General features: G+C 41.6%; 11 protein-coding genes. 8 read left to right on the top strand and 3 right to left on the bottom strand.

Features of this window, described 5'->3' with window-relative positions:
* Positions 1-201: 201 nt before the first annotated feature.
* Together HWQ40_RS01215 and HWQ40_RS01210 are read left to right on the top strand one after the other, a co-directional pair.
* Positions 202-1584, top strand: a complete 1383-nt coding sequence (locus HWQ40_RS01215; RefSeq protein ID WP_292774504.1) for a cytochrome P450 — start codon at positions 202-204, stop codon at positions 1582-1584.
* A 352-nt stretch (positions 1585-1936) separates the two neighbouring features.
* Positions 1937-2581 carry a helix-turn-helix domain-containing protein gene (locus HWQ40_RS01210; RefSeq protein WP_292774503.1) on the top strand — a complete coding sequence of 215 codons (645 nt, stop codon included), beginning with the start codon at positions 1937-1939 and terminating at the stop codon, positions 2579-2581.
* A gap of 272 nt (positions 2582-2853) precedes the next feature.
* Here HWQ40_RS01210 and HWQ40_RS01205 read toward each other — a convergent pair whose 3' ends face one another.
* Together HWQ40_RS01205 and HWQ40_RS01200 are read right to left on the bottom strand one after the other, a co-directional pair.
* Entirely contained in the window at positions 2854-3282 is a 429-nt protein-coding gene (locus tag HWQ40_RS01205; RefSeq protein ID WP_292774502.1) for a hypothetical protein, read from the bottom strand.
* Between the two features lie 38 nt (positions 3283-3320).
* Entirely contained in the window at positions 3321-5129 is a 1809-nt protein-coding gene (locus tag HWQ40_RS01200) for an ABC transporter ATP-binding protein (protein ID WP_292774501.1), read from the bottom strand.
* A 229-nt stretch (positions 5130-5358) separates the two neighbouring features.
* On the opposite strand from HWQ40_RS01200, the gene HWQ40_RS01195 reads away from it, so the two are divergent.
* The 3 genes from HWQ40_RS01195 to HWQ40_RS01185 all read left to right on the top strand — a co-directional run bounded on the left by HWQ40_RS01195 (position 5359) and on the right by HWQ40_RS01185 (position 8900).
* The gene (locus tag HWQ40_RS01195; RefSeq protein ID WP_292774500.1) at positions 5359-6207 is read left to right on the top strand and encodes a prohibitin family protein; all 849 of its coding nucleotides are present in this window, start codon (positions 5359-5361) and stop codon (positions 6205-6207) included.
* A gap of 275 nt (positions 6208-6482) precedes the next feature.
* The gene (locus HWQ40_RS01190) at positions 6483-6899 is read left to right on the top strand and encodes a DUF1824 family protein (RefSeq protein WP_292774499.1); all 417 of its coding nucleotides are present in this window, start codon (positions 6483-6485) and stop codon (positions 6897-6899) included.
* 72 nt (positions 6900-6971) lie between these two features.
* The gene (locus HWQ40_RS01185) at positions 6972-8900 is read left to right on the top strand and encodes an ABC-F family ATP-binding cassette domain-containing protein (RefSeq protein ID WP_292774498.1); all 1929 of its coding nucleotides are present in this window, start codon (positions 6972-6974) and stop codon (positions 8898-8900) included.
* A gap of 157 nt (positions 8901-9057) precedes the next feature.
* Here HWQ40_RS01185 and HWQ40_RS01180 read toward each other — a convergent pair whose 3' ends face one another.
* Positions 9058-9552 (bottom strand): hypothetical protein, encoded by a 495-nt coding sequence (locus tag HWQ40_RS01180; RefSeq protein ID WP_292774497.1) that lies wholly within the window; start codon positions 9550-9552, stop codon positions 9058-9060.
* 51 nt (positions 9553-9603) lie between these two features.
* On the opposite strand from HWQ40_RS01180, the gene HWQ40_RS01175 reads away from it, so the two are divergent.
* The 3 genes from HWQ40_RS01175 to HWQ40_RS01165 all read left to right on the top strand — a co-directional run.
* Complete coding sequence (locus tag HWQ40_RS01175) at positions 9604-9861, top strand: hypothetical protein (RefSeq protein ID WP_292774496.1); 258 nt, start codon at positions 9604-9606, stop codon at positions 9859-9861.
* 460 nt (positions 9862-10321) lie between these two features.
* Complete coding sequence (locus HWQ40_RS01170; protein ID WP_292774495.1) at positions 10322-10705, top strand: toll/interleukin-1 receptor domain-containing protein; 384 nt, start codon at positions 10322-10324, stop codon at positions 10703-10705.
* Positions 10702-13144: NB-ARC domain-containing protein (locus HWQ40_RS01165; protein WP_292774494.1), on the top strand; the 2443-nt coding region annotated here is incomplete at its 3' end. The genes HWQ40_RS01170 and HWQ40_RS01165, both read left to right, overlap by 4 nt.

The following is a 13144-nucleotide window of genomic DNA, read 5'->3' as shown; positions in this document are numbered from 1 at the left end:
TTAGGAGTGCTGAGTGCTGAGTTAGGAGAGACGCGATTAATCGCGTCTGTACAAGAGTTGTTATTTCCTCTTTGTCTTCTTTTTCAGTTTTCAGTTTCCAGTCTCTAGTCCCCAATGATGAATATAGCGCTTTCTGTAACCCTAAGTAACATGAAAAGTCGTAACAATAAAATTCAGAAGCCATCAACTCCACAAAGTTCTATGACAACAACTTACAATTTGCCTGATGGGCCTCAAATGCCGCGCTGGCTGCGGATGATCAAGTTTATTACTCAGCCAGTGAAATATGTGGATGATTTTGCCAAAATCTACGGTGACACTTTCACGATCAGGAGTAGTAGCTCTGATAACCATCTTGTGTATTTTAGTCAACCCCAAGCGCTTGAGCAGATTTTTACTGCTGATTCTAGGCATTTTGACGTTGGGAGGGGGAACATAGGACTAAAATTTTTGCTTGGCGATCGCTCCTTTATGTTAGCGGATGGCGATCGCCACCAGCGCCAACGGCAATTATTAGCTCCTCCCTTTCATGGTGAAAGAATGCGGGCTTATGGTGAGGAAATTCGGGAAATAACCCGACAGGTGACTAATGAATGGCAAATTGGCAAGCCTTTTAAGATCCGTGAGTCGATGCAAGAAATCACCTTGCGTGTTATTCTGCGGGTTGTATTTGGTTTGAATGATGGAGAACTGTTTGAGGAACTGAGGCGATCGCTAAGTGACTTACTAGACTTTATCACTTCGCCCATAATGTCCAGCGCCTTCTTTTTCCAGTTCATGCAAAAAGATTTCGGTGCGTGGAGTCCTTGGGGCTGGGTTCTGCAACAACGGCAAAAAATTGATCAACTTATTTATGCTTTGCTTCGAGAACGTCGGGCTGAACTCGATCAAAATCGCCAAGATATCCTAAGTTTGATGATGGCTGCTCGTTACGACGATGGTCAAGGGATGTCAGATGAAGAATTACACGACGAGTTAATGACACTGCTAGTTGCAGGACATGAAACTACCGCTTCGGCATTGACATGGGCTTTTTACTGGATTGATCGTTTACCAGAGGTGCGTGAGAAGTTGTTACAGGAACTCAACACCCTTGGAGTTAACACCGATTTAAGTAGTGTAGCTAAATTGCCCTATTTAACAGCAGTTTACCAAGAAACACTGCGAATTTACCCAATTGTCATGACTGCTTTCCCGCGGATAGTGAAGACTCCAATTACAATTATGGGCTACGAACTGCGAGAGGGAATGGTAATAGTCCCCAGTATTTATTTAGCGCATCATCGAGAAGAAGTTTATCCACAATCCAAGCAGTTCAAACCAGAACGCTTTTTAGAAAGACAATATTCACCTTATGAATATTTACCCTTTGGTGGCGGTAATCGTCGCTGTATTGGAATGGCATTTGCTCAGTATGAAATGAAAATTGTCTTGGCAACTGTTTTGTCAGAATTTCAAGTTTCGCTAGTGAATAAACGTCCCGTGCGTCCTGTGCGCCGTGGGTTAACTTTAGCTGCACCAGCCGGAATGCTGATGGTTGCAACACCTCAAGTAAAGCGTGCAAATACACCAGCGTTAGTTTAGGCAAGTAGGGTGGGCATTAAAATGCCCACCCTACTATCGTGTAATAATTACGAATTACGTTAGCGTAGTGTTAGCGAGTCTCCGTACTCTTACAGAGAAGTAAGCTACGCGGAGCGTCTCGTAAGAGAGCGTCATTACGAATGATCCTAACTCCCTTACTTGTTGGCGAGTTGTTCATAATGTTCTTTGTCGCGGTATTTAATTGTTCTCATATCCAAGGCAGAAAAATCAGTTAGTCTTGGTGACTATCTTTTATAAACCCGCACTCGTAGTGCGTGTACTGATTTTACACTACCACCATATCATTCTGAAGACGAACTGAAAGTTTGTCTTTAGAATGATATGGAGTTTTATGGATCATGAAGCAGCTCGACAACTTTTTGGTAATAGAGTACGTGAACTTCGACAACAGATGGGTATTACACAAGAACAGTTAGCAGAAGTTATAAGTAAGACTACTGAACACATTAGCTTCTTAGAGCGTGGTGAGAGATCACCATCGTTTGAAGTTATTTTAGACATCGCTGATGCGATCAATGTGTCAGTCTCTTATCTAATGAATATTGAACAACCCAATGAGCATACAGATCCCATAACTACGCTCATAGTTGCACCAGTTTCTCCCTCTCTTGTAGAACCAGTTGAAGAGCCAATTACTACAGAAAATGAACGCCAATCAAATCTGGAGCGTTTACAATCTGCCTTTGATGGCGTCAGAGAAATGCAGCTGCTTGCAAATGAATATGGAATTACTGATATTTTTCAAGATAATGGTGGTAAGGTCTTACAAGTATTGATTCTTTTAGGGTTACGTATATCTCCCGGACGTGAAGGAAATGATGCAATGGATGCTGACGGTAATGAGTATGAATTAAAAACAGTAAATCGCTTACTTAACAAAAATGCAGGCATTACTACTCATCATCATCTAAATAAAGAGATTCTCAGAAAGTACCGTTTGGTGCAAGCACAGAAGGCGAAAAGCCAATTTACATAAGCTTCTTGATCAACATTTCCATAACTCTTCTCACGTTGTAATGCAAATGGTGGCGAAGTCATCACTAGATCAATTGAGTCTGAATCAAGATAATCCAGTAATTCAAGTGAGTCACCTACATATGCAGCACCAAAGTTTGTAGTGTATAAAGGAGCGCTAAGAACCATTACTGCTTTAATTACCTAATAATCTAAATCAAAAAGACTAAACAGTTTCCTTAAAAATGCTTACTCCAGATTCAAGCATAGAGCCAAAATCACAAATGTGGCTACTTAACCTTCTATCTGCTCACTCATCCGTTGTTCCAACACATCTAATAATCCATCCACATCCTTCCCAACTTCCTCAAAACAAATCGGTGGTGCTGGTTCCGGTGCAAACTGAATTAACTTAATTTCCCCCTTCCCAATCCCAATCATCACAACTTCCACATCCGGCTGATGATTCTCAACAATTCCCAAAATTTCCTGAAGCCGATTCTCAACCTTAATATTTAAATTCTCTATCTGCTCTTTCGGACAATAAACAAAATGCGGCGTTGGTTGCAAATCAATTCCAACAGTACCTTGACTGTCACCATTTGCTAACCATAATCCCCAAAACAGCGCCGCCAATTCTTGCTGATTTGCTTTGACAAACTTATCCAACTGGCGACGCCACTTAGTATCACCTGATTCTGGTTGACTATTACCAAAAAACATAAATAATTCGTAATGAAGACACAGACAATAGGTGAAACTTATCTCAAACCTGACTGTACACGCCAGAGGCCGGAATAAATACCGTCTTTCTCCAGCAATTGCTCGTGGGTTCCCGACTCTACTAATTTCCCATGTTCCATGACATAAATGCAATCCGCATTGCGGATAGTGGAAAGACGATGAGCGATCGCAATTGTAGTTCTATCTACTGTAATCCGTTCTAGCGATCGCTGGATTGCTGCTTCTGTCTCATTATCCACCGCCGAGGTCGCCTCGTCTAAAATCAGAATGGGCGGATTCTTTAAGACTGCACGTGCGATCGCAATCCGTTGTCTTTGTCCACCAGATAACTTTTGTCCTCTTTCCCCCACAATTGTCTCATAACCTTCGGGCAATTCAATAATAAATTCGTGCGCCTCGCCTACCTTCGCCGCCCTGATGATTTCTTGCTCTGTAGTCTCAAAGCTGCCATAAGCAATATTCTCAGCTACAGTGCCATGAAATAGAAAGACATCCTGACTCACCAAACCAATGCAACGACGCAAATCTTGCAAATTCAAACTTTGCAAATCAATACCATCGAGAGTAATGCTTCCAGCTTGCACTTCGTACAACCGCAACAAAAGTTTGACTAAAGTGCTTTTACCAGAACCAGTTGAACCGACAATTGCAATGGTTTTCCCCGCCGGAATATCCAAAGACAGATTTTTAATTACTGGAAATCTATCTTTATAGGCAAAATAAACATTGTTAAATTTAACTTCACCACGTACTTCATCCACAGGTAACGCCACATCACCTGTATGAATAGCGATAGGGGTATCCAATAAATTCATAACTCGATTAGTAGAAGCCATTGCCCTTTGATATTGGTCAAATGTCTCGCCTAATCTAGTTAAAGGCCACAGCAATCGCTGGATTAAAAACACTAATACGCTGTAAGTACCTACAGACATTTCTCCAGAAACCGCTGCCATCCCGCCATACAAAAGTAATGCCGTGAACCCAACCAAAATTAGCATCCGAATTAACGGGACAAAAGCAGCAGAAAGAGTAATTGCCTTCCTATTACTGCGGCGATAAGCATCACTATCTAATTCTAAACGAGAGGCTTCATAAGTTTCGGCAGTGAAACTTTTAATAGTAGTGATTCCGCTGATATTGTTTGACAACCGCGAATTCAGAAAACCTACTTTTTCTCGTACATCAGCATAGCGAGGTGCAAGTAGTCGTTGGTAAGCAAAAGAACCCCAGAGGATGAATGGCATCGGTGACAAAGCCATCCACGCTACACTAGGAGCCAAAATAAAGAAAGCAGCGCCAATAATTAGAACAGTTGCAGAAACTTGGATGATATCATTTGCTCCTCCATCCAAAAACCGCTCTAATTGGTTAATATCATCACTCAGGATAGACATTAAACCGCCAGTACTGCGTTCTTCAAAATAAGCCAATTCCAACTCTTGCAAATGTTTGTATGCATCCAAACGCAAGTCATGCTGAATATTCTGAGCCAAATTCCGCCAAAGTCGAGCGTAGGCGTACTCAAAAACAGATTCTAGTATCCAAATGATTACAGTCAGCAAGGAAATAATCAAAAATTGTCCAAAGACATCGCGTACCCCTAACTGTGCAATTATAGAATCCTGTTGCTTGACTACCACATCCACCGCCACGCCAATTAAGCCGGGTGGTGCTAAATCGAAAAATTTATTGAGGATAGAATAAGTAGTCGCCAGCCAAATTTGTTTACGATATTGGTGTCCATACTCAAGCAAACGCTGGAGAGGATGCGTTGAATGTTTACGCCTTCTTGATGCCCGATGAAATTTTAATGCAGTAGCCACGGCTTTTTGCGGTTTTGTGTGACTGATATTACCACGGAACAAAGTCTTGAGTCCTAAGTCCTGAGTCAGAAGATTGATTCAAACAGACTAATGAGAAACTTAAACTAGTAACTGAGTTTATTCAAGTCAAAGCAAAACTGGGGATTGGGGACTGGGAGACAAGAGGAATAAGCATAACAAATGACTAATGACTAATGACCAATGACTAACTAATATTGGAGAGAGGAATTTGAAAAATCAGCAATTGGGTAATTGGCAAACCACAGTTTTCGGAATTGTGTTAGCAATACTAGTGATTATTGGGCTAAATTCCTTTATTATTATTAACCCAGGGCAAGCAGGAGTAATCAGCATCTTGGGTAAAGCAAGAGATGGCGCTTTATTGGAAGGTATTCACTTGAAACCGCCTTTTATCACTGTGATAGATGTATATGATTTAACAGTGCAAAAATTTGAAGTCCCTGCAGAAAGTTCTACTAAAGACTTGCAAAATTTATCTGCGAGATTTGCAATTAACTTTCGCCTCGATCCGATTAAGGTAGTTGAAGTTAGAAGGAAACAAGGAACATTAGCGAATATTGTATCAAAAATCATTGCGCCCCAAACACAAGAAGCATTTAAAATTGCCGCAGCTAGAAGAACAGTAGAAGAAGCGATTACCAAAAGAAGTGAATTGAAAGAAGACTTTGATAATGCCTTAGGCGATCGCTTAGACAAATATGGGATAATTGTGTTAGATACTAGCGTAGTTGATTTAGCATTCTCACCAGAATTTGCCAGAGCCGTCGAAGAAAAACAAATTGCTGAACAACGAGCGCAAAGAGCCGTTTATGTAGCACGGGAAGCTGAACAAGAAGCCCAAGCAGACATTAATCGTGCCAAAGGTAGGGCAGAAGCTCAAAGACTCTTAGCAGAAACACTCAAAGCCCAAGGAGGACAGTTGGTTCTGCAAAAAGAAGCAATTGAAGCTTGGAAGACTGGCGGCGCTCAGATGCCCAAAGTGCTGGTTATGGGTAGTGACTCAAAAAACGGCGTACCCTTCATATTCAACCTTGGGAATGTCCAAAATCAACCGTAAAAGGGAAGTGGGCATGAGATAACAAGGTCTAAAATTATGGAATTTGCTTTGACCTCAGACAAATTTTACAATACATTGGACTATTCCCAATTCCAAATCTAAAATCTAAAATTCAAAATGGTATAAGTTGGGCTAGTACAGGTCGGTGGAAACCTACCATTTCATTACAGCCAGAAAGCCCAAAATTAAAGCCTTTTGACTTTTGACTTCTGCCTTGCGGTACTAGTCTCAACTCAAACACCACAGAAAAACCAACAAGATAATAGTCGAAGTTTATGTCAACCCCCAATCCTCAGAATCTCACCGCCGAAGAAGCGAAAAAATTACTGAACAAATTCAACTGTCTAGACATTGCCCCTATCCTCAACTCATCAGAAAAAGTAGTAATTCGTAATGCCTTAATTTTGCTCACCAAGCTTACTGATTACCAAATTTTAGGAATTTGTGCTGATACAGCAGAAGAAGGAATATTGGCGATGAAAACCTATTCTCTGGCTTTGGGTTATGAACCACCAAACAATTTACTTACACCCGAAGGCCCAGTTTATATCAAATTAAATGGGAAAAATGGCTTGTGTTATCTTGATTCCTATGATGGACATCATCGGGGAGTATTAGTATCTTGCCAGTCTTATGATGAAGATGGAATCAACGAAATGTATGGACACCTTCCCTTGGATTTATTTGTATAGAATTCGGCGAATGTAGGTAAGGTATTTACCTTACCTACTCACTAATGAGAAATAATTAATGACTTCAATCTTATGAGTATTATTACACTACAATCAGTAAAAAAAGACTTTGGCATCAAGGAAATTTTAAAAGATGCTAGCTTTAGCCTTGATGCTACCGATAAAGTTGGATTAATTGGTACTAATGGTTCTGGTAAATCAACCTTATTAAAAATGATCGCTGGGCTAGAATCGATAGATAGCGGTCAAATTTTAATCAACTCCGGTTCTAAAATTATCTACTTACCCCAGCAGCCAGATTTAGATGAAAATCACACAGTTTTAGAGCAAGTTTTCGCTGACAGTGGCGAACATACAGCTTTAGTACGCGAGTATGAAGAACTTTCTGATAAATTAGTTCACTATCCAGATGATAGTCAACTGATGTCTTGCCTTTCTGTCGTGATGCAACGGATGGATACGACTGGTGCTTGGGAACTAGAAACAAATGCCAAAATCATCCTCACAAAATTAGGAATTTCTGACTTTGATGCCAAGATAAGTACTTTATCTGGAGGTTATCGCAAGCGTATTGCTTTAGCATCAGCTTTGCTATCAGAACCAGATGCTTTGCTCATGGATGAGCCAACAAACCATCTAGATGCTCTTTCTGTAGAATGGTTACAAAGTTATTTGAATCGCTATCGCGGCGCATTGTTTTTGATTACTCACGATCGCTACTTTCTAGATCGCGTTACCAATCGGATTATTGAAATCGACCGAGGCGACATTTACACCTATACAGGTAACTATTCATATTACCTCGAAAAGAAAGCTTTAGCTGAAGAATCTGCCGTCAGCAGTCAACGTAAACACCAAGGCTTGTTGCGGCGCGAGTTAGAATGGCTCAAAAAAGGGCCAAAAGCCAGAAGTACCAAGCAAAAAGCTAGAATTGACCGCGCTCACGCTCTGCGGGATACTGAATTTAAACAAGTTCAAGGTAAAGTTGATATTTCTACAGTTGGTCGTCGCATTGGTAAAAAAGTTATTGAATTAGATAACGTTTCTAAGGCATACAATGGACGCACTTTGATTAATAATTTCACCTACGAATTTAGTCCAGAAGACCGCATCGGCATTATTGGCGCTAACGGTGCTGGTAAATCCACTTTAATGGATATAATTACTGGACTGGTTAAGCCAGATTCCGGCATTGCAGAAATTGGTACTACAGTTCACATCGGTTATTTTGACCAGCATTCTGAAGAATTGCTCACAGCCTTAAACGAAAATCAGCGCGTGATTGACTACATCAAAGAAGAAGGAGAGTTTATCAAAATTACTGATGGGACTCAAATTACTGCTTCTCAAATGTTGGAGCGGTTTTTGTTTCCTGGTAATCAGCAGTATGCCCCAATTAGTAAACTTTCGGGTGGGGAAAAACGCCGTTTATTTCTGTTGCGGGTTTTGATGAGTGCGCCCAATGTCTTAATTTTAGATGAACCGACAAATGATTTAGATGTTCAGACATTGGCAGTATTAGAGGATTATTTAGAAGACTTTGCCGGGTGTGTAATTGTAGTTTCTCACGATCGCTACTTTCTCGATCGCACCATCGACACAGTATTTTCCTTTGAGTCAGGTGGTAATCTCCGGCAATATCCAGGTAATTACTCGATTTATCTGGACTATAAGAAGGCTGAAGAAGCACAGCAACAAGCTGCTAATACTAAGGAGAAGCCCAAAAATGTCGAAGTCCAAAATGGTGCGGCTTCAGCCAAGGATGTAGAGAATACCAAGCGGCGGAGATTATCCAATTGGGAGAAAAAGGAATTTGAGCAGTTGGAAGGTAAGATTGCCGAGTTAGAGGCTGAGAAGGCGGAAACCGAGAAAACACTAGCAAATGTCTCACCGGGGAATTATAGCCAAGTGCAGAAATTGTATGAACAGGTGGAAAATCTTAAGCAAGCGATCGATGTGGCGACTGAACGCTGGTTAGAATTGGCAGAGATGGAGTCTTAATAAGTAGGGTGCGTTACAATACTGCTCGGTTAAGTCTAAAAAATAAAAATGTGTAGGTTGGGTTGAGGAAGGAAACCCAACCTTTTGCGGGGTTTGTTGGGTAACGCATTGCCTCAACCCAACCTACAAATATTCTTAACCGAGCAATATTGAAAGTCTAATTGCTCAATATGCCAACTAAAATGTGAGTTAATTCAGTTAATTCTTCAGGAACTCGATATAATTTGAGGTCTTCCGTTATTTGTTTTTCTTGACGGTTGTATATTGCAAATCGCCAATCTTCACCAGTAGTTACTGCACCATAAATAAGCGGCAATTCTGAATTTATCCATTGAGCGAGTGCAATCAACTCAACTGCTAATTGTGTAAATCCTCTACTTAAATCGGCTTGTTTCGCTTCAATTACTAACAATCCCTTACCTTTATCAATATAGTAATCCAAGCTGTCTTTTAGTTGGTCACTAATATTAATGGGATACTCAATATTCAGTTGGGTTTGGGCAATTTCGCAAACTTCTAATAATATCGGTGCAATAATTGCTTGCTTGCGTGCATCCTCACTAAGTAGCTTGACCCGTCGGAGGTTACGTTCAATGACTCGGTGTAATTCTGCAATTATCTCAAGAGGAAATTCTGTTTTTGGTAATTGCAATCGTTCGCGTTTATAGGAATAGCCTCTTGAATCTCTTTGGAATAGATATCATTGCTAACATCGGTAAAGCTTATAGGCACGTTAGCAAGTACTGGTTTAGTGGTAAAAGCACATAACAATATAATGGCAGTAGCATTTACAAAACTTTTGGTAGTTATATCACTAAAAAAAGAGTTAAAAATTGGTTTGAGCATAAGGTTTTATCATAAATTAAATGCTTATTATTGTAGACGTTGCTCTATTTTAGAAGGTTTCTTAAAGCTATTAGTTATACCTGAAATTGTGATCGCTTTTAGAGGATATTTATAAACTCGCCGAGTGACTAGAAGTCGCAGCTACACAAGACTTTACCCACCGACTTGAGTTTCCAACCCTCAATTTTTCCTTAGAGGTTGTTTGAAAAGTCGTGATTGATGTATCAAATATTTTTTTACCCCTCCCTAACCCTCCCCTTATAAAGGGGAGGGGACTGGATTTTCTGATTTCCCCCCTTTATAAGGGGGGATTAAGGGGGGTGATTTTAATCACAGTCAAACACTTTTCAAATATCCTCTTAGTGCTATTTTATTTTTTAGCTTTCAAATCTCGTTTCCAGCCTCTGGCTGGAAATGCTCTCTCATTGCGACAGAACCGCAAGTCTTGAGGCGGAGCCTCAAAAACAGGCATTCCCAGTCGGAGACTGGGAACGAGACAACCCTCATGTAGAGACGCGATTTATCGCGTCTGATAAATTTGTTAAATTAATATCATTCAAGTCGAAAATTTAACCATGCCCAATGTCTTCATCAGTCATCGTAAAAGTGATGCTCAACAAGCTGAACAGCTGGCAAATGAATTAGGTGATGCGGGGCATGAAGTATGGTTTGATGAATGGAAGATAGACGTAGGAGATTCGATTGTTGAGCGTGTTGACCAAGGGCTAGAAGGATCTAAGTATTTAGTGCTGTGTTACTCCTCCTCTAATATGTCGTCTTGGGTAAACCGTGAGTGGATGTCAGTGTTAGCTCGACAATTGGCAGGACACCAAGTAAAGGTATTGCCGATTTTGCTCACAGGTGGGGAACCGCCTGCTATTCTAGCTGATATTAAGTATGCAGATTTAGTTCAAGACTGGTCAAAAGGAGTATCTGAACTGCTGCGGGCAATAAAATGAGTGATAAAAACTGGCAGGTTTACATTGCCCACGCTAACGGAGAAGAAGATTTAGCAGAAGAATTGGCAAAACCCATCCGCGAGGCTGGCTATGAGGTAATACATCGCGGAACTGTCATGGTAGGGCAGTCTTTCACTGAAGAAGTCTCAAAAGTTCTGAGTGCTGGCGGGGCAGTGGTATTGTGTGGAACTAGTAGAGCATTGGGAACCCGTTGGGCATCCCAGATTGTTAACGCAGCCAGACAGCAGACTTCTGGGGGAGAAACGCGAGTTTTTTGTATCCAAATGGAACAGGAGGCGGATGTAGAGAGATTGAGCTTTGACGAATGTATTGCTCTTTATTGGCAAAACCCTGCAAAAGCAATTGAGGATTTGATTGCTGCACTCAAAAAGCACTATCCCCTTAATACTAATATTGCTCATTCTGTTTACCGTCCCCTGCAAGCGCCACCTTTACCCACATATTTTGTAGAACGCCCAGAGTACAGCGATGATTTAAAGGCTCGTCTTTTAAATGGTTCATCGTCTGATAGTCGCACTTTAGTAATTACTGCGATTCACGGTTTGGGTTCGGTGGGCAAATCTACTTTAGCTGCGGCTTTAGCCCATAATGCAGAAATACAATCTCGTTTTTGTGATGGCATTCTTTGGGCAACATTAGGTCAACAACCCAATGTGCTGGCTTTACTTAGTGGCTGGGTGCAAGCATTAGGAGACTATAGCTTTAAGCCTACCAGTACAGAAGCAACTTCCACCCATTTGCAGACTCTGCTTTATGACAAAGCTGTGTTGCTAGTGGTGGATGATGCTTGGAATACCGAAGATGCACGAGCATTTAATTTTGGTGGGGCGCGTTGTCAAGTTTTAGTAACTACTCGTGAAGGTCACATTGCCGATGCCTTAGCAGCCAACATCTACAGCCTGGATATAATGAAACCAGACCAGGCAATGGAATTGCTGACTAAGAAATTAAGACGCGAGATTACAGGCACAGAACGTCACTCAGCAGAAAATTTAGCCAAAGGCGTTGGTTATCTTCCCCTAGCATTGGAACTCGCAGCCGCCGAAGTTGCCTGTGGTACGACTTGGAATGAATTGTTGGGAGATATTCAGCAAGAAATAGCTAGATTAACAAGTTTTGACCGACCGGAAGCCGAAGAAATTACTGATGAGGCTAGTTTAAAACGCCTGAGTTTAACCGCATCATTAAATTTGAGCGTCAAGAGAATGCCACCAGAAAAGCAGCAGCATTTCTCTTGGTTAGGGGTATTGCCGGAGGATGTCAACATTAATAAGATGATGGCGGCAACGCTGTGGCAGATGGATAAGCGTGATGCTGCCAAGATGTTGCAATATTTACGGAATAAAGCATTGCTATTAACAGGAGTACCGCTTGCTGATGGTATGCCTACCTATCGCTTACATGACTTATTCCACGATTTAGCTTGTAATTTGTTAACTGCTCCCTCTGAGCCAAAGCGCCGAGGAGATTTGGCTGGGTTGGGTTTAAACCTTGCTGATGTTCACGCTGCTTTTTTAAAGAAGTATCGGCAGAAAACCCAGAATGGTTTATGGCATACTTTACTCGATGATGGTTACATTCATCAGTATTTAGTTTGGCATTTGGAAAAGGCTGGACAGTTAGAAGAGATTCACCAGTTATTGCGGGAAGAGTCTGCAACTGGAAGCAATGGCTGGTATGAAGTGCGAGAACAATTGGCACAAACTGGCGGTTACATCACAGATATTTCTCGTGCTTGGGAACTAGCAGAAGCGAATCGCACTGAATCAACACTAAGCTTGCAGTGTCGTTATGCTTTGATTACTGCATCGATGAATAGTTTGGCAGCTAATCTACCAGCAAATCTGCTGGTAGCGTTAGTCAAAAACAAGATGTGGACTCCCGAACAAGGACTAGCTTATGCCCTGCAAAAACCAAAACCACAAGAGAAAATCGACTCGCTGACAGAACTAGTCAATTATTTAACACCAAATTTTCAAGAATTAGCACTGCAAAAAGCTCTTGCTGCTGCCAGGGCAATACAGTCTGAGTATTATCATGCCTATGCCTTGAGTGCCTTAGCCCAGAAACTGCCACCAGAGTTGTTGCCAGAAGCCCTTGCTGCTGCCAGGGCAATACAGGATAAGTCTTCTCGTGTCTATGCCTTGAGTGCCTTAGCCCAGAAACTGCCAGATATATTGCCAGAAGCCCTTGCTGCTGCCAGGGCGATTCAGGATGAGTCTTCTCGTGCCTATGCCTTGAGTGCCTTAGCACAGAAACTGCCAGATATATTGCCAGAAGCCCTTGCTGCTGCCAGGGCGATTCAGCATGAGTCTTCTCGTGTCTATGCCTTGAGTGCCTTAGCCCAGAAACTGCCAAAAGTTTTGCCAGAAGCCCTTGCTGCTGCCAGGGCGATTCAGGATGAGTCTTCTCGTGCCT

Origin of the sequence: Nostoc sp. NMS9 (assembly GCF_017114995.1) — a bacterium.
Taxonomy (GTDB): Bacteria; Cyanobacteriota; Cyanobacteriia; order Cyanobacteriales; family Nostocaceae; genus Nostoc.
Note: the sequence above shows the minus strand (reverse complement) of the source record. Positions and strands in the feature narration are given on the sequence as shown.